Here is a 17,752-nt window from a genome sequence, read left to right on the forward strand (position 1 = left end):
ATCAGAAGATCTGTCCATTATAATTGAATGTATAAGCACTAAGCAGCTCGGCATTTATTGAGAAAGCAGGTTTCAGAGGATGAACGTACATGATCATATCGTGATATGGAATTACACCTATTGCAAACTGCTGGATGTTCGCCACATTGTTGTGAAAGCGGGAGAATCCACTCGCCCCTATAAAGCGCCTGCCAGCCTGTTTATTATGTGTATTCGTGGAAGCGCGCAGGTACAAGTTAACGGGGAATTGCACCCTTTTAATCGTTTTAAGATTTTGCATATCGGTAAAGGAGCAGCCATTGATTTTCAGGCTGGTGAGGACGGCTTTGAATATTATAGTGTTTATTATAAAGCGACGATTCCACTGCCTGCGCCGCAGCACATTGTTCAGCTTGCTGAACGGCTGCGCCCTTTTCACACGCTATATGAATTTGCGCCTGCCCATCCTGTCGTTTTATACCGCTGCTTGACCGACATGTACAAGGAATGGAACAAGGCGGAGGCGCTTGGACAGCTGCATGCCAAAAACCTGCTTTTCCAGTTCGCCCACGAACTATTGAATCAATTGAAAGTACAGGGCACTTATTCAGAAAAGCGTGATTTAGCCGCGCAAATCATTGCGATTATTCAGAAGCAATATGCCGAGCCCATCACTCTTGAGTCTTTATCAGAAAGCCTGAATTACAGCGTCCCTCATTTATCCTCCTATTTTAAAAGCCGGACGGGTGTTAGCCCCATTGATTATTTGATCAAAGTCCGTATCGACAGGGCGGCAGCTCTGCTGCTTGAAACCGATGCCACGCTAAGCGAAATAGCGGCTGGCGTCGGCTATCGCGACCCCTATTATTTAGGCAGGCTGTTTAAAAAATATAAAGGCGTCTCTCCCTCCCTATTCAGAGCGCAGCGTTCTGCAATTAAACCGGTAGAAGATTGTCCTTCTACAATCATGAGATCCTCCATTGCCCCTCCAAAAACGCTCCGCTATACTAATGTAGCTGATAACGATTATCAACGGAGCAAAGAGGGAGAGTCTATTATGTTTAGAGAATTAAAACCGTCCATGGCGGCGGTAATACTACTCAGCTTTATGCTGCTTCTCAACGCTTGCGGAACACAAGCGTCTAGCAATAATGCTGCTACTGGAGCAGCAAGCTCTACAGAACCGAGCAGTACGTCTCAAGCAACGGCTAGCCCCGCGCCTGAGCAAGAAGGAACCAAAATCGTATCGACCGTTATGGGTGATGTTGAAGTTCCGCTGCATCCGAAACGCGTAGTGGCTGGAGAATATTTAGGCAGCCTGCTGGCACTCGGTGTGATTCCGGTTGGAACCTCCACTCACCATCTTTCAAATCCTTATTTAAGCGATGCTTTAAAGGACGTAGAGGATCTGGGAGACGGGAACGGCAGTATAGAGAAAATTCTTTCGATAGAGCCAGATCTGATCATTATGGATGACATGTATACTGAAATGAATGATCAGCTAAGCAAAATCGCGCCAACTGTTATTATCCCTTATGCTTCGCTTAAATCGGTACATGAGGAAGTTTCCTATTTTGGCGAACTGCTGGGCAAGGAGCAGGAAGCAACCGCATGGCTTGCCGACTATGATAGCCGTATCGCAACAGCGAAACAAAAAGTGCTTGAGGTCATTCCGGCAGAAAGCACGTTCTCCGTCTTGGAATGGATCGGGAAAGACGTTTCGGCGGTCGGCGCCAACTATGGCAAAGGCGGACAGCCCATTTACAATGTATTTGGCTTTAAGCCTCCTGCTGAAGTAGCTGCTGAGATAGGCGATCCAGGCTGGGCAACCCCTATCTAATGAGGTATTGCCTAAATATGCCGGGGATTATATCGTGCTCACGACCGACAGGCAGTCCATCGACGATCTCAAAGCAGACCCGATCTGGGGATCTCTTGACGCCGTCAAAAATAACCGGGTATTTATTTGGGGCAAAGAGCGTTCCTGGTACTGGGACCCGATCGCTATTCTGACCCAAACGGAAGAGCTTGCTGATTGGCTTGTAAGTACGAAATAATAAATTAATGGCGTTTAGAAAATAGGTAATGGAGTGAAATATTCGCTCCATAAAAAAACACAGCAACGGCGCGAAATGTGCATTGCTGTGTTTTTTTATTTTATGAGACAAGCTCCGAATAAATCATGATAGAGCTATCGGGCTCCCAGTACCACTTGCCATCAGTTGCTTTACTTACATCCTGCAACTCATAGAGCCGAGTAAATTCTTCTGTAGTCCCTTCACTATTTTTTACCGTAGACACATAATATACTTTTGCTTTATTCGGCTCATATGAAACTATCGTCGCTTGCTCCAGCCTATAGTCGTAATCGTAATTTAAAAAAACAGAGGTATAATATTTATTCAATTCTTCCTTGGAAAAAGAGCCTTCACTTGCCCAATAAACGGGATTGATCATCTCGATCAAAGCTGAGGAATTTTCATCATCTATTGCTTTCGCGTTTGCCTCCACTAAAGTATAGATAGCGGATTTATCTTTATCAGGTACAGCTACCTCCTTATGGGAGAGTGACTCATAATCAAGATATTCGATTTCCGATGAGACATCATGTATTTCCCAGCCTTTTCCTTCTTCATTACTCATTCTAATAGTCGCATGCTCCATGCGATCCAGCAACTCATTCCCCATCTTTGGTATGAATACACCCGTGAGCATCGTGACATAGGTGCCCCAAGATTCTAATTCAATGCTTGTTATCTGAGCAACGGGATTAAAATCTTGAAAGTATGACTCAAGAATGGATCGAATTATTCTTAGATCGGCCTTTTTGGGTTTTGGCCACATACTTTCATGTACGTTTACAATTCTTTTGTCTGTATAATACTCTGCAACTAAATACTCAGTAGGTTGAAACAAATGTCCAAGGACTAAGGTGTTCGCCCCAGATTCAATAATAGTAGGTGTTTCCCAATCAAAAACAAACTGCCTTCCGTTAACGTAAGCCATCCCACTATTTAAATCAATTTTAAAAAATGCGTCCTCTGACCTTGCCGTAATAATCTTCTTGTTTTTATCATAATGAAAAGTAAATCCCAATTCCTTCACAACACTGCGAAACTCGACATACACTCTTCCTCCACGGATAATGGGAGCAACCACAGGTTTAATTTCTTTATCCTGTACAAAGAGACGTATCGGCTGCACAACTGGCTTAGCTGCTGCAAATACCGATGTGTTAGGCATTAGCATGCATGCTATAACCAGTAGAAACACGAAACCATTTTTAATAAAGAGTTTTCTTAACATTGATTTTTCACTCCACACTGAGCTATTATTGAAGCTTAATTTGCGTTAACTCACTGTAATTTAGATCATCCATCCAACCTTTCTTATAATTCTCGCCAAAAATAAAGTACGGACTATGCCCGACTCCCCATAACGTCCCATCTTGTTTTAAAAATAGGGATTTGCTTGTATCCGCGAATACATCTCTTACCGGAGACAAATCCATAATTTTCGTTGGTTTCTCCACCGCCTCGCCAATCGAAAGCATACCAAGCTCTCCGGCGACATTTTCTCCCCAACCATATAATGTTCCCTTATCATCAATTGCAAAAAAATGATATTTTCCAGCTACAGTTTTTACGATACGGCTTAAACCATCAATCTGCTTTGGAGACTTGGCAAAATAATAGCTGCTACCAAAAATACTTTCTCGCAGCTCATCCCACCCCCACACCGTGCCATCTTTCTTTATAGCGAGAACGGCTGTATTGTTCATTTCAATGCTCGTAATGTTGGAAAGCTCTTTAACATGAATAAGCTCGGAGCTGTCAGGATTCGTCTTCCACACCGTGCCATCATTTTTCAATACAGCTGTAAAGGTAAATCCGATTTTAACCTCTTTCACATTGCTCCATGGCAACTTAACAGGGCTTGGGTGAATAATCTTATTGATATCGTATTCCTCTCCCAATTTCCCATTGGAGTTTGACCCCCAAGCATATACTTCTCCTGAATCATCTATAGCCATGACAGCCGAGTTATGATTTTCTATAGCTGATATTTTCTCAAGCCCCTCCACTTGCTGGGGAATGCGGGTCACCTCATATTTTTCCAAGCCATTGCCCCAACCACCTGCATTATTAAAACCCCAAACCCAGACAGTTCCGTCATTTTTCAAAGCAATACCAAGGTCCCCATCCAGTTTGACTTGTTTAACATTTTCCAATAATTTCATAGGCTTCTCATAAAATTGCCCCCACGTCCATAACTGCCCGCTTGATGTTACAAGCGCAATTTCTCCATCTATACTTGCCGTTTTAATCGAATCGGTTATGTAGGGCTCTGTTTTGGACCAAATCCCTAGCTTTTTCATGTGGGCCTCCTCTTGGAAAGGCAGCAGCCGTGCTTTCAGGTAGGGATCTTCATTAACTAAAGAGCTTTTAGCGTACCCTCGGCTCACCAACTCTTGGTTAACAATCGTTCCATCGTCCTTATATACCAAAGCCCACAGATTCTTATTTCTATCCCGCCCACTTCGAAAATCCACCTTAACCTTTGTGCCAATTGGCAGCATAGCCTTTAAGTATTCCGTTGCCTCCATACTATTTTGAATGGGAGAGAGCCCCGAAAGCCGGACTTGTTCGGTGACCAACTCCTGCTCCGTATTTATATATTTTAATGCCACATACAGGCCATCAAAAGCCTCAACAACCTCAGCATCCATCTTTGGAGCGGATTGTATTTGCAGCGTAAGATTCGTTTTATCCCACATCAGCTTGGCTCCAAAGGCTTCCGCCGCAATCCGTACAGGAAACATCGCTGAACCGTCTACCCAATCCCCTGGCAGCGTAAGCGATACAGGATCCTCGTTAATAAAGGCCTGTTGTTCCCCCATCTGGTATGACAATATTTGATCAGCTTTGGAGGAGATAAATATTTTATAACTGTTGTACCAAACAAGCTCTGCGCCTAGCGCTTCAAAGATCATTTCCGCTGGTACCATTACATGTCCTTTTTGCAGAGCAGGAGCAGTTTCAGAGGTAAGGGGAACTCCATCGAGCAATATCTTTATTTCTCGTGTACCATTTGCACCGTAAACTGCTGTAGCCAGCAAGCCTAAGCATAAAAATCCTATTACCAATACGACTATCTTCTTCATATACTTCTCTCTCATCCCCTATTATCCGCTTCGTATAATATTGTAATTATCGGCTTAATGTAACAGATGATATAGATACAGCTTATAAAAAAAGCCTTCGGCAGCATGCCGAGGCTGTTTTGCATTTGAAATAGAATCTATCAACGATTTTCCTAAAGCCAGGCTAAGGAATCAGAGCCGCGAGCACATCGTCGATTTTGCTGCCGTCAGCGATCGGTCCGCTCTTCATCCATGTTCCAAAATTAACCTCGTGAATGTTACCGTTTTTAACAGCAGGCAGGTTTAACCATAATGTACTTTCAAGCAAATCCTTCGCTTGCTGCTCTGCGCCCGTATCTACGGTCAGAAAAATATGGTCGGCATCCAGCTGCGGAACCATCTCCAGCGACAAGTCGAACGCGCCTTCGATTTTGGTATCCAGAACGAGCTCTTGCACCAGCTTGCTCGGCGTCAGCTTAAGCTCGTTGTATAGAACAGGACCTGCATAGCCTGGCCCACCATATAGTCTTAGCGACTTGGCATGAACACGCAAAATAGCAACGGTCTCGTCACCAATAGCCGCTTTTAGAGCAGCGGCAGCAGCGGCTGCTTTCTGGTCATACGCCGCGATTGCTTCTTCCGCCTGCTCCTTCTTGCCAAGTAAATCTCCGAGTGTGCGAATCGTCGCGCGCCAGTCTTCGCGTGCATCCGTAAAAGCATACATCGGAGCAACTTTAGACAAATGCTCATACTGTTTCTCATCATACACATTGGTCAAAATAAGATCTGGTTCCGCCTTAACAAACGCCTCGACATCTCCATCAATATCAATATCTTCAACCGTAAGCCCCAAATAGTCTTGGCTGCTCCATGAACCAATTCGCGATTGGCGAATCGGGGTAACGCCCAAGGCTGTCAATTCATCCTCTAAATAGATGCCGATAACTTTGCTCGGCTCGGCTGGAATTGTCATTTCATGTCCGATTTCATCCGTAACGACCCGATCGGCTGATACTGCAGCCTCCGTTGAAATGGGCTCCTTCACTGCTTCTGTTTCCGTCGAACTGCTATTCGCAGCCCCACATCCTGTAAATAAAATAACTAGCGCCAGCATTATGCCGGGCAACGCCCCTGCCTTAAACATGCCTGTAACCACTCCCTGAGTATAATGATAATCGTTATCACTATATTCTTTTTTCACCATTTCCCCAAGGACAAATCGACTTTTTTTATAGGACATTTGTGTCATTGGCGGCCATAGACGAACAAATTCAGCGCTTCTGCTATTTTGAGCTTATCCATCTCCATACCGATGCTCATCCACGTATAATAGTCCGCTTTATAGGTTTGCCCGTTCCTTACAGCAGGAAGCTGATTCCAAGCTTCACTCGCCATAATAACGCTAGCTTCCTCCTCCATACCCGGGTCAATGACGAGGAGCAAATGATCGGTGTCAAGCATTGGCAGCTGCGAGGGATCAAGCTCTGCCCACCATTTATCCCAAGTCAGCTGCCGAACAAGCTGCGGTGGCTCCAGCAATAAATCGCCATAGAGGACGGGACCGACGAAGCCCTGCTCTGGTCCGCCATACAAGCGAAGCTGCTGAGCATGGAACCTCAACATAGCTACGCTGTGCCCCGCCAAAATCCGGCTTAATTGTTCACGTGCACTTGCTACGTGCTGCTCAAAGTCTGCAAGCAGCTGCTCAGCAAGCCTTCTTCTTCCGATCAAGCCCGCAATTTCCAGCAGGTCGGCCCGCCGCTCTCTCCGCCAGGTTACAGTCACGGTTGGCGCAATTCGGCTCAGCAGTTGCTCCTGATCAGGGTGAATATAATCGCTGCACAAAATAAGCTCAGGCGGCTGTGCCGCCAGCAGTATGGCTTCCCGTTCTCCGAAATTCTCCTCCAAGCTTCCCAAATGCAGGGAAGCCTGCAAGCGTCCGCTCAGCGGATGATCGGGATCGATCATCGTTGCACAGGGTACCACCCCCATCGCCAGCAGCGCATCAATAAAAGGCGGATATAAGCAAGCGATCTTCCGGCGTGGCTGCTTCTGGTAAGTCGTTGGCGAAACTCCCAAAGCATTTTTGAACACTCGGCTAAAATAATAGGGCTCGCCAAATCCGGCGTACTCGGCAATTTCACTAATTTTGTCTGCGCCTTGGATCAGCGCTTTTTTCGCCTGATTGAGCCGAATCCCGGTCCAATATTCCTGAGGGGTTTTGCCCAGCGCCTTTTTGAAGGCGCGCGAATAATACGGTGCGCTCATGCCAGCCATATCGGCCATTTTATCGCGGGATAACGGCTCCTGAAAATTCTGCTCCATATAGCGGGCAGTGAGGAGCAGCACTTCCCGCTGGCTGAGGCCCGGCTTCTGTTCGACAGCCTTAAGCAGCCTGTAAAGCAGCTCCTGAAAATCAATTTGCAGGCGGAATCGCTCCAATGTCCCATCGTAGAGACGATTCACATACAGCTCCTTCACGCGGTCAATGAGCGGCCCAGCGGCGCGTTTGGACAACTCCGCATAATAGCAAGAAACGGCACTGTCCGGTAATGCATCATGCCGAAAAGCAAGCTCATAAAACCCCATCGGCTCTTCCTGCTCTGCCGTAACAACCAGCTCAGCCCCCTGCATGCTGATGCAAAAGCTCCCTCGATGCAGCATTCTTTTCATTCCGCTGTCCTCTAAAATGCCTGCTCCGCTTGCTACAAGCAGCAGACCTCCGCTGTCCGCATACCTAAGCCTTATCGTCTGCTCCCCATCAATTCGCTGATATTGAATATGTTTCATTTCGATATGGGATTCAATTAAAGCTAGCGCCATTACCCGGCTCTGTTCCATGATGTTCACCTTATATGCTTTTATTTTAAGGATTGGTTACGTCTATTTTAGCAGAAAGACAGCCGGGAAGCTGGACGGTGTAGAAAGCAAAAAAAGCCCAGGAGGCAAGCTCCCGGACTTTCAGCATTATTTTCAAACTCAGGATCGATGATACCTGCTTATTTCTGCAGCTGGGCTACCTTCTCAATCATCTCATCAACCGCTTGCTCCGCCAAATAAGGGCCGAAGTTCCATTTATCGCGGGTTACGTTGATAATCCGATTATTTTTGATCGCAGGGATGGATTGGTATAGCGGCTCCTGGAACAGCTTATTCATGTCGACCAGTTCCTCGTCGGTCATTTGCGTGAAGAAATAGTCGGCTGGGCGATCCGCTAGCGATTCCATGGAAAGGGCGGCTCCGCCATCCGAATATTGCTTGAACTGCTCCGGCATTTGGTAGCCGAAATCCTCATAAATCAATTTGCCAAGCGTACCGCCTTCGCCTCCAAGAAACAGCTCTCCTTGGTAAAGAATAAAGGTGATAGCCGTTTCGCCCGGCGTCACTTTTACTTCAAGCTGATCGCGGACGCTTTGCAGCTTCGCTTCAAATTTCGTAATCCACGCTTCCGCCTCTTGCTTGCGGTTCATAATATCGCCCATGTCCCGCAGCGTATTGATGATATCTGGATCGCCGCCCCATGAAACAGCTACCGTTGGCGCGATCTTTTCAAACTGGGTGTACGCCGATGCGTCATGGTATTCCGGTAAAATAATCAAATCCGGCTCAAGCGCAGAAACGGCCTCGACATTGCCAAGCCCTTCACCAATGCTAGCAACGCCTGCCAGCTCTTCTGGATAATGATCAAGCACCGCCTGATCAACACCGACCGGCTGTATGCCAAGCGGCAGCAAATAGCCGCCATAGGTGATAACAACCACTTTGCTAGGGTTCGATGGAATTTCCACCTCACGTCCAAGTGCATCCTTATACATTCTTGTCGTTGCTGCTGGTGATTCTGCTGCTGTATCAGCCGTAGCAGTTGCACCTGGCTGAGCATTGCTTCCTTGTGCGCTCTGCTGCGGCTCTGCAGCAGTACCGCCACATGCAGCGAGCAGCAGCGACAAGCTAAATAATAATGTAACGGCAAAAGATGGCTTAAAACCTAACTTCATTTCATTCACTCTCCAAGCGCTATATTGATAATGATTCTCGCTGTTACCAATATAGCTTTGTCCAGCTTGAGGGGCAATGTGCGATTCGGGCATCATTTTTGGACGAATTGAACCTATTGAGCCCAAATTAAGCTTTTTAAACTGTGTAGGAGTTACTCCTGTCAGCTTCTTAAACAGGCGGCTGAAATAATAAATATCGGTATAGCCCACCTTTTCAACAAGGCTGCGAATCGGCGTATCCGTCTCCGTGAGCAGATATTTGGCTCGATTGATCCGAGTTTGCATCAAATATTCCATGGGGCTGCAGCCGAATTTGCGCTTAAACACCCTTGCTAAATAATGCGTGCTGTAATGGAACTTCCCAGCCATCGTTTCCATCGTTACCGTTTTATGAAAATACTCGTGAATGTACTCAGCGATTTGCTCTGGTAAATCTGGTACTGTAGCTTCGGCTTTCACCATTTGCAGTTGGCGAAACTGTTCCACCACGAATTGATAGAAAATTCCCGTTACCTGCAGCCGATCAAGCTCCTCGCTACTTGCCCACAGCTGAGACATCTGCTCCAGCAACGACAGCAGCGACATAGCATGCATCACCTCAAAGGCATAGCGCCTCCCGAACACATCCTGCTGCTCTAAATCACCATGCCTTACTTGATTGCCTATCATGACCAGCGGTTTATACAAAATTAAATAATAGTCAAACGGCTCATCCCCACACCATATGCTCAGGTTGGCGCCTTTTCCACTATGCAGCAAATAACCATTATCGCAAGGAGCTTCTAGCTCCTCCATTACTAGCCTCGCATTGCCTTGATTGGCATATACAAAAGCGTTTGCAGGAAGCCGATAGGCTAACCGCTTCTCTCCCGGCTTCATCGTAAGATGGCGAATATCCAGCACTTGAACAGGCCTTCGGTTCCATAATTGGATAGTATCCTGCCATTCCATAAAAACACCTCGAAACGAAAATAAATGCTGAACCTGCATCCTTTATTATAAAGGATAACATCCAAGCAGCAAGTACGTCAGCCCTATTGCTTTTCTTTTTGCCGCTCGGATTTTCAATAACTTAATATGGATTCGAAGCTCTATTTGAATCAATAATTTAGCAGACTGATCCATATTGGAACCCTCGATTTGTAAAGAAAGGATAGATATAAAGCTGATGATTTTTGCAAATAGACGAAAAGTAAGTAATTATCTAACGCATGTACATTATTAAGTGGATTATCCCGATAAATAATCTATATACATAATTCACTTGGGAGAAAGAAAAAAACCAAAGGAGACCATACGTATGTTTAAGCGAGTGGAGAATGAGCTGGAGCTGGCGATGTTTAATGGTGTTTGGACAACTGTCTGGAGGGAGAAAGGATTTGATCTTGAGTTTTCCGCTCAAGCACTTGAGCGACTTATGATTGTCACGATGGAGGGACATTATGTAGGCACGGCTGAGATTAAGCCGTACAGTGCTGCAAGCACGATTAACGAAGCCGGATTCTTTCAGGAGCACCCGGAGCTGATAGGCGCACAGGGAGAAATTGCGGAAATTGACAAAATAGCCTTATTAAAGCCGTATCGTGGGCAACAATACATATCTGAGCTGCTCTCCTCCCTTGTCTATACTGCGGAGGAACGGCAGATCAAATATTATGTTTCGTTGCTGGAGCCTGTATTTTTTAGGGCATTGCGGGTTACTTTCAAGGTGCCGTTAGAGAAGCTTGGAGAGAAGGTGTTTTATAAAGGAGATTATGTGGTTCCAATGGTATTAAATGTGGAGCAAATTTATTCGAATAAACAAAAATATAATTGGCTTTCCTATTCGCAGCAGGGCGTTTTCACTGCACATGCTAGCAACGCAGGAGTCTAGAACTGAATCGGCTTAGCTTTACAAATTATAAAAAGGTGGATTTACGTATGAAGAGAGTACTAACGGAGCTTGATAAGCGGAACCGATTGTTAATCAAAATTCTTTGGGGCGTGCTCTTTCTAGGAGTGGTCACGGATATTGTTATCGGTCTGGATAAAAATATGATTCTTTTTCTTGCCCTCGTTGGAGGTGGAACGAGTGCTATAGTCACTTTTATGACTTATAGAGGTATCCTTACAGACTATATTAAGTATATGGTTCCGTGCATTTTAACGATAGTTGTCTCCTTCCTTATCATTTCCGATCCGAATCCAGTCGTAAGCACTTATTTTATTGTTTATGTTAATCTCGCAATCATTACCTTGTACGCCGATTATCGGCCTATTATTTTCACAGGCATACTGGGAGCAGCGCTGAGCACTTATCTATTTATGAACCCCGTTCTTCAACCTAAGCTATTCCCAGGAGAATCGCTCGCCTATTTGTATTTGTATTTAATGTTTGCAACAGGGGCGCTAGCATTCTCGGCCAGCTTCACCCAGCGGCTGCAGAAGCAGGTAACAGACAAGCAGCGCGAGGCAGTAGCCTCCAAGGATATGGCGGAGGCGCTGCTTACCAAGCTGGAATCCTCGATTCTTGTGCTTACCGAATTCAGCAGCAGCCAGCAAGCGACGGTTCGTTCTACCGGAGAAATCTCCAAAGAGGTAACGACGACCTTCTCGGCCATGTCGGCTGCCATTGAGACCCAGACGGGAACCATTATGAATATTAGCGATACGACGCAGATGATAGACACGGCCGTCAAGCGCTTGCTTGATGGAACGGAATTGCTGCGACAATATTCTGCAGACAATGCCGCGTTGACCGTGGAAAATCGGGATCAAATGGCTGCACTATCAGAAGAGATTGAGCGTGTTAGAGCGATCATCCTGCATACAGTCGACATGATGAACCAGCTTAATGAGCAAAATGATCGCGTAAGCTCGATTGTCGGAACGATCAGCGATATTGCAGAGCAAACGAATCTACTGGCGCTTAATGCCGCCATTGAAGCAGCACGGGCAGGCGAGCATGGCAAAGGTTTTGCAGTCGTATCCGACGAGGTACGAAAGCTTGCCGATAGTTCAAGAGCTGCGACACATGAAATTACGACGATTTTATCCGGTATTCGTTCGCAAATCAGCGCTGTTCACCTGCAGGTAACAAGCGGACAAGCAGCAGTGACAACCAGCAGGGATGTTTCACGTCAGGTACAGCAGCTTATTGATCGCATCAGCGAAAATATGGAGCTCGTGAGGCAGCACTCTGATACAGTAGGCAGTTCTGCGGGTGATCTGCATGAGCGTTATGCAAGCATGGTCGATGAGATGGTCAATATTGCTGCTACGACTGAACAGAACATGGCTTCCGTTGAAGAGGTTCATGCTAGTATGGAGACGCAGGATGTGAAGATCCATACGATGGTGCAGGAGTACGGTCAGTTGGACCAGTTGTTGTCAGAGCTCAAGGCGATGGTAGCAAAGCAGTAGCATGAAATAAGAAATACCCGTAATAGTGTAGGCAAAGCCGATGCTTCGGCTTCTGCCCACTTTACCCAACGGAGCACTCTCCCTTCTTACGCGTCTTCTTCCCGAACACCAAGCGCCAGATTTTTTTCTCTGAACTTGCTATTATGCGAGGAAACATAAGCAACCTCGTCGGCTTTTGGCTCCATATACAGCTTGGCGCTGTTCACGGCAAAAGCTGCATCGGTAAACGCTCCGGCAATTAAATAAAGCTTTGATTCGTAATCTACAAAATCTCCGGCAGCAAAAACACCCGGAATATTCGTAGCCAGCTTGCTGCTTACCTTTACTCTACGAACGCCAATATCCAATCCCCATTCACGAATAGCTCCACAATCACTCTTCAAGCCATGATTTACAATTACGGCATCAACGTCCAGCGTTTCTGTCTCTCCGCTCTCCACCTGACTGATAGTCACCTGATGGATTGCTTTACCATCCTTGCTATGCAGCTGAGTAACCGCATATGGCGTTTTAACATTAACCGTGGACTGTCTCATCCGCACAACATTTTTCTCATGTCCGCCAAATTGCTCGCGGCGGTGTATAATCGTAACGCTGGCCGCCAGCGGCTCCAGCTCATTTGCCCAGTCTACCGCCGAGTCCCCGCCGCCGGATATCAGAACATGCTTGCCGCGAAACGGTTCAAGCTCCTGCACCGTGTAATGGAGATTGCTCACCTCATAACGATCTGCTCCTTCAATCTCAAGCTTCGACATTTTCAGAATGCCGTAGCCGATCGTGAGAATGACCGTTTTCGTCCAATGCGTCTCTCCCGATTCCGCTGTAAGGAGAAAGGTTCCGTCCTCCAATCGATCCAGACCGACAATCTGCTGTCCAAATACAAGGGTCGGATCGAAAGTCCGCGCTTGCTGTGCCAGCTGCGCAATCAATTGCCTGCATAGGATCGGCGTCACGCCGCCAACATCCCAAATCATTTTTTCCGGATAAATCAGCATCGTTCCACCAAGCTCTTCCTTGGCTTCAATCAGCTTTGTCTTCATATCGCGCATACCGCTATAGAAGGCCGCGTACATGCCAGCCGGGCCCCCGCCGATTATCGTTACATCGTATAACTCTGTGGATTGTGTCACTCTGCTTCCTCCAATCTAGGACTTCGATTTCTCGATCAGCCAATTTGCCAGCTCTTCAACCTGAGACAGCATTGCGATCGGATCTTGGAACCATGATTGATCCTCTGTCCACAGAAATACACGATCGTTTTTTATTGCATCCAATTGGCTCCATAACGGATTAGACTTGTATTCATCCATTGCTTTCGGACTGGTCAGGACAACATAATCACCAGCGAAATCGCCCAGCTTTTCCAGCGAAATCGGGTAATATTTCTCCTTCATAATCTCTTTAGTAAGTCCTACTGGCGGATTGAGCCCCAGTGCCTCATAGATTGCACGTCCGCCCCGGCCAGAAATATTACCGAAGACGTAAATCGATTTATCCTGATCTTCAAGCACGCTAACCGTCGCATCCTCAGGAAGCGCCTGTTTCACCTTCGCTTTAGCAGCAGCTATACGAGTATCGTAATCGTCCAGCCAAGCGGTTGCTTTTTCCTGAACGCCCAGCAGCTCCCCGAAATAGTTTATTTCCTCATGAACATTGTTGAATTTATTATAGGGAACACTAACTGTTGGAGCTATTTTACTTAACAATTCATATTTCTTTTGATCACTTGTCAATGTGATAATCAGATCGGGCTCCATTTCCATAACCTTTTCAATGGAATCCCCCACATTTTCAACGCCATCGATCTTATCCTTTAAATACGGGTTTTGCATAAGCCACTCGGATGAACCGATCGGATTCGCACCTAAAGCGACGAGAGATCCCAGATAGTCTATCGCTACGATTCGTTTAGGATTTACTGGTATCGTAACATCCCCGAACACGGTGGATACCGTTTTAGTTGTTTCCGTTGGTGCTGAGCTCGCTTGATTTGTGCTGCCTTGCTGGCCATCAGCGGCTCCTCCTTGAGCAGCATCTGCTGGCTGTACGTTCGCCGATTGGCTTCCCCCGTTTGCTGTTGCCGTCGTCGTATTCGTGCCTCCTGTGCCGCAAGCGCTTAGCAGCAGCATGAGACATAGCAATAAAGTTGCTGTCATAGATGTTTTCGTACCTCTGTACAACGTAAAATCCCCCTCTGTTTTATATTGATAATGATTTTCATACTCATCACCAATATATCGTTGAGCGACACGTTTCACAATGGAGGATGTTAACGATTTTTTTGCAGAATATTGTATCTTGCCGCCGGCAAGCTTGCGTTTTTTGTACTGGCCGGGAGCTACGCCCACATGCTTTTTAAACATCCGATTGAAATAAAACATATCGGGATAGCCCACAGAAGCGGCAACCTCCTGCAAGGTAGCATCCGACGTCAACAGCAGTTCCTGCGCTTTGTCCATTCTTAGCATGATGAGAAAGTTGATTGGACTGTTTCCCGTCTGCTCCTTAAACTTTCTGGATATATATTGCGGACTATAATTTAGCAGCTGCGCCAGCGACTCAATCGTAATATTGTGCTGATAGTTGTCCGTCATATAACGAATGGCTTGCTCCGATAAATCTGGACTGTCCGTCTCCAAGCCCTGCCGTTGTATTTGCCACAGCAATTCATACACAAATTGATAAAACAGCGATTTGGCATGCAGCTTTTCCAGCGTATTCAGCCTGCTCCATTCACGATGCATCCGCTTTACCTTGTCCAGCAATTCAACCGGATATTGCGGTGTAAAATCATATTGCTGTTGGAACGGATTTTCCCGCTCCATAAGAAGCTGCAGCTCGCGCCGGAAAGGTGGCACTAATGACGCTTTATACAAAATTAAATAATATTCAAATACATCCTCGGCTTCGATCTCCAGCCGGGCTCCTTTGCCGCCATGCAGCACATGAAACCGCCGAACCATGCTCATATGGCCATCCAATGAAACCTTTGCACTGCCTCGCGCCGTCAACAAGAACGCACTCGCGGGCAAGTCATAAGCCGGCAGCTTCTCATTAAATTCCATCCTGATATGACGAACATCCATCATTCGAACTAACGCGTGGTTCCATAACAAGATATGATCTTCTATACTCATCGCACCGTTTCAATTCCTCTCCTCAGTTTCCCGTATGCTGAATCGCTCTATGAGATAACTGTCGCAACAACTCCCTCTATTATAAATGATAATGATTCTCTCTCATAGATTATAAGTTTTCAACTACGACGGTGCTGCCAAAATCTTCACTAAACAACAGCTTAATTAATTTTGCAGCCGTGTATTCAGGTGTCTGCAGCTTGCCCTCTTCCGCGATTTGAATGAATTGATCAACGTAAGGAAAATCCGCTTTGGATACTGAACGCATTTCCGCTTGCATTTGGGTATCGATCATCCCCGGATAGACGGACACGACCTTGGCTGGATACGGCTGAACCGACTGCTCCAAGCTCACACTTTTTGAAAAAGAATCCAGACCCGCTTTCGAAGTGCTGTAACAGCTTTGCGAAGGCAGCAAATAGCGGGCAGATCCGGAGGAAATATTCATAATCCGCTTATCCACTTGGTACTGCTGGGCAAACTTGAGGAAATTAGCCGTTATAATCATCGGAGCCAGCAAATTAATGTTCACATTTTCAATGATGCTTTGAGCTGGATTTTGTTCAATGGGAGCCACCGGAGCTAGCATTCCCGCATTATTAATTAAATAGAGGCCTGTGATTTCTGTATCCTGCGGAATCATGCTGAATAGCGCCGTAAACATATGCTCAATATGCAGCAAATGATTCAAATCGAAAGGATAATAGGTCATACTTGTCTTTTTCTGAATCGAACGCTCAATCAGCTGTTCATTTTCCGCCCGCGATAGGCAAAATAAATGATGATCCTCTGCTAACAGCTGATTAGCAAGTTCCTCGCCAATGCCTCTAGATGTGCCCGTAATGAAAAAAACTTTCATTCGTTATTCCCCCTTAGCGTCTATCAATACACTATTGACCGTTTCCATCCATACTTCATGGTACTCCATCGCAACTTTCATCATCATGCATCGGGATAAATTATCAATAACCAAGGCCAGCATATGGGCTTTGTATACGACATTTTGCGGTGCTACCACTCCCAGCTCCACACCCTTCATCAATAGATCATGGAAGCCGTTCAGAAAATTTTGCTGCATATTTCCGAGAAGTGACCGGTACAGCTCATCGCGCTCCGCAAGCAGCATAAATTCACTTAACACCCTTAAAGAGGCGGCATGCTCTTTACTCCCATCGGGAAGCATCTTCAAGCCGCCTTCATACAAGGCTTTCCTGAAATCCTCTGCCGCAGCAAAGTCCGCCTGAAAATAGCTTTCGAAATAATGATTTTCAAAAAGATAAGAATAAATCCGGCTGACCAGCTCTTCCTTTGTCGAAAAATGATAATAAATCGACGGCTTCGTAATGCCGACTTGGCCCGCAATCATGCTTAAGCTCGTTCGTTCAATGCCGTGCTCGGCAAAAAGCTCAAATGCCGCCTCTATAATTTGATTCGTTGTAAGCTCCTTCTTCTTCAAGGCATTCCGCACCTTTCTTCATCCATCCTGCTGGAAATGATTATAAGCGACAGGAAAACAGTCTGTCAATAATTTAACTACCGATAGTTAAAAAATATATTAAGTAACGGCAGCGTCTGCTGAAAGCGTCCCATTTCATTTAAGAGCAAGTTAAAAAGGTTGCCCTGCTCATGCCTGATAATAGGCGTAAGCAGGGCAACCTTTTATTTTTGCGTATAGCTCCAGTGTATTATTGCTATGTATTGCTATTATTCCGTGTCCTAGACACAACAATGCAGAGCAGGACTATAAATACAATCATAAATGGGATCGTGATAAATGGAACATAAGCAGCATCTCTTGTAAAGGTGAACAATACGGCTAGCAGAATGCCATTTATGCACATGCCTATATTCTCTCTTCTTCGAGCAAAAAGCTCATTCTTCATTAGTCTGTTAAGCAATAGTATAATTATAAGCACCATCCAACCAAAAGCTATAACAAGAATTGCAGTTCCCATACAACCTCCTAAATAAATGCATAATAAATCATGCCTATTTTCAATTAATTATACATCACCTCATCAAAAATAAAAGGAATTAATCCCATTTTTCAACTTAGTGCCTCAAAAAAACATTCAGTAGGTCAACCAGCTTGTGGA

Annotated in this window: 13 protein-coding genes; 4 read left to right on the top strand and 9 right to left on the bottom strand. The window is 45.8% G+C overall.

The annotated features are described in order from the left end of the window. Nucleotides 1-79: 79 nt before the first annotated feature. Both AC50X8_RS04875 and AC50X8_RS04880 read left to right on the top strand, forming a co-directional pair. Nucleotides 80-1,819, top strand: coding sequence for a helix-turn-helix domain-containing protein (locus AC50X8_RS04875; protein ID WP_494878902.1), 1,740 nt, complete (start codon nucleotides 80-82; stop codon nucleotides 1,817-1,819). A 7-nt stretch (nucleotides 1,820-1,826) separates the two neighbouring features. After that, nucleotides 1,827-2,036: a hypothetical protein gene (locus AC50X8_RS04880; RefSeq protein ID WP_494878904.1), complete on the top strand. Its 210-nt coding sequence runs from the start codon at nucleotides 1,827-1,829 to the stop codon at nucleotides 2,034-2,036. A 100-nt stretch (nucleotides 2,037-2,136) separates the two neighbouring features. On the opposite strand, the gene AC50X8_RS04885 is transcribed toward AC50X8_RS04880, so the two are convergent. From AC50X8_RS04885 to AC50X8_RS04905, 5 genes are all read right to left on the bottom strand, one after another. Next, nucleotides 2,137-3,285 carry a stalk domain-containing protein gene (locus AC50X8_RS04885; RefSeq protein ID WP_494878906.1) on the bottom strand — a complete coding sequence of 383 codons (1,149 nt, stop codon included), beginning with the start codon at nucleotides 3,283-3,285 and terminating at the stop codon, nucleotides 2,137-2,139. A gap of 25 nt (nucleotides 3,286-3,310) precedes the next feature. Next, nucleotides 3,311-5,158, bottom strand: coding sequence for a stalk domain-containing protein (locus AC50X8_RS04890; RefSeq protein ID WP_494878908.1), 1,848 nt, complete (start codon nucleotides 5,156-5,158; stop codon nucleotides 3,311-3,313). A gap of 148 nt (nucleotides 5,159-5,306) precedes the next feature. Continuing rightward, the gene (locus AC50X8_RS04895) at nucleotides 5,307-6,266 is read right to left on the bottom strand and encodes an ABC transporter substrate-binding protein (protein ID WP_494865423.1); all 960 of its coding nucleotides are present in this window, start codon (nucleotides 6,264-6,266) and stop codon (nucleotides 5,307-5,309) included. A 101-nt stretch (nucleotides 6,267-6,367) separates the two neighbouring features. After that, nucleotides 6,368-7,963 (bottom strand): AraC family transcriptional regulator, encoded by a 1,596-nt coding sequence (locus AC50X8_RS04900; protein ID WP_494878910.1) that lies wholly within the window; start codon nucleotides 7,961-7,963, stop codon nucleotides 6,368-6,370. 158 nt (nucleotides 7,964-8,121) lie between these two features. Further along, nucleotides 8,122-10,068 (bottom strand): ABC transporter substrate-binding protein, encoded by a 1,947-nt coding sequence (locus AC50X8_RS04905; protein WP_494865421.1) that lies wholly within the window; start codon nucleotides 10,066-10,068, stop codon nucleotides 8,122-8,124. 349 nt (nucleotides 10,069-10,417) lie between these two features. Between AC50X8_RS04905 and AC50X8_RS04910 the strand changes: the two genes are divergently transcribed. Together AC50X8_RS04910 and AC50X8_RS04915 are read left to right on the top strand one after the other, a co-directional pair. Beyond that, entirely contained in the window at nucleotides 10,418-10,990 is a 573-nt protein-coding gene (locus AC50X8_RS04910; protein WP_056031359.1) for a GNAT family N-acetyltransferase, read from the top strand. A 47-nt stretch (nucleotides 10,991-11,037) separates the two neighbouring features. After that, a complete protein-coding gene (locus AC50X8_RS04915) occupies nucleotides 11,038-12,519 on the top strand; it encodes a methyl-accepting chemotaxis protein (RefSeq protein ID WP_056031362.1) in 1,482 nt (493 codons plus the stop codon). An 86-nt stretch (nucleotides 12,520-12,605) separates the two neighbouring features. Here AC50X8_RS04915 and AC50X8_RS04920 read toward each other — a convergent pair whose 3' ends face one another. The 4 genes from AC50X8_RS04920 to AC50X8_RS04935 all read right to left on the bottom strand — a co-directional run bounded on the left by AC50X8_RS04920 (nucleotide 12,606) and on the right by AC50X8_RS04935 (nucleotide 17,112). Beyond that, nucleotides 12,606-13,649 carry an NAD(P)/FAD-dependent oxidoreductase gene (locus AC50X8_RS04920; protein WP_494865418.1) on the bottom strand — a complete coding sequence of 348 codons (1,044 nt, stop codon included), beginning with the start codon at nucleotides 13,647-13,649 and terminating at the stop codon, nucleotides 12,606-12,608. A 15-nt stretch (nucleotides 13,650-13,664) separates the two neighbouring features. Then, the gene (locus AC50X8_RS04925; protein WP_494878913.1) at nucleotides 13,665-15,584 is read right to left on the bottom strand and encodes an AraC family transcriptional regulator; all 1,920 of its coding nucleotides are present in this window, start codon (nucleotides 15,582-15,584) and stop codon (nucleotides 13,665-13,667) included. Between the two features lie 181 nt (nucleotides 15,585-15,765). Further along, nucleotides 15,766-16,515, bottom strand: coding sequence for a (S)-benzoin forming benzil reductase (locus AC50X8_RS04930; RefSeq protein WP_494865414.1), 750 nt, complete (start codon nucleotides 16,513-16,515; stop codon nucleotides 15,766-15,768). A gap of 3 nt (nucleotides 16,516-16,518) precedes the next feature. Further along, nucleotides 16,519-17,112: a TetR/AcrR family transcriptional regulator gene (locus AC50X8_RS04935; protein WP_494865412.1), complete on the bottom strand. Its 594-nt coding sequence runs from the start codon at nucleotides 17,110-17,112 to the stop codon at nucleotides 16,519-16,521. Nucleotides 17,113-17,752: the final 640 nt, after the last annotated feature.

It is taken from the genome of Paenibacillus sp. JT22N15 (genome assembly GCF_059383755.1).

Coding starts and splice junctions, on each gene's coding strand:
- AC50X8_RS04875 (WP_494878902.1), top strand. CDS start 80: ATGAACGTACATGATCATATCGTGATATGGAATTACACCTATTGCAAA.
- AC50X8_RS04885 (WP_494878906.1), bottom strand. CDS start 3,285: ATGTTAAGAAAACTCTTTATTAAAAATGGTTTCGTGTTTCTACTGGTT.
- AC50X8_RS04890 (WP_494878908.1), bottom strand. CDS start 5,158: ATGAGAGAGAAGTATATGAAGAAGATAGTCGTATTGGTAATAGGATTT.
- AC50X8_RS04895 (WP_494865423.1), bottom strand. CDS start 6,266: ATGTTTAAGGCAGGGGCGTTGCCCGGCATAATGCTGGCGCTAGTTATT.
- AC50X8_RS04900 (WP_494878910.1), bottom strand. CDS start 7,963: ATGGAACAGAGCCGGGTAATGGCGCTAGCTTTAATTGAATCCCATATC.
- AC50X8_RS04905 (WP_494865421.1), bottom strand. CDS start 10,068: ATGGAATGGCAGGATACTATCCAATTATGGAACCGAAGGCCTGTTCAA.
- AC50X8_RS04910 (WP_056031359.1), top strand. CDS start 10,418: ATGTTTAAGCGAGTGGAGAATGAGCTGGAGCTGGCGATGTTTAATGGT.
- AC50X8_RS04915 (WP_056031362.1), top strand. CDS start 11,038: ATGAAGAGAGTACTAACGGAGCTTGATAAGCGGAACCGATTGTTAATC.
- AC50X8_RS04925 (WP_494878913.1), bottom strand. CDS start 15,584: ATGGAATTTAATGAGAAGCTGCCGGCTTATGACTTGCCCGCGAGTGCG.
- AC50X8_RS04930 (WP_494865414.1), bottom strand. CDS start 16,515: ATGAAAGTTTTTTTCATTACGGGCACATCTAGAGGCATTGGCGAGGAA.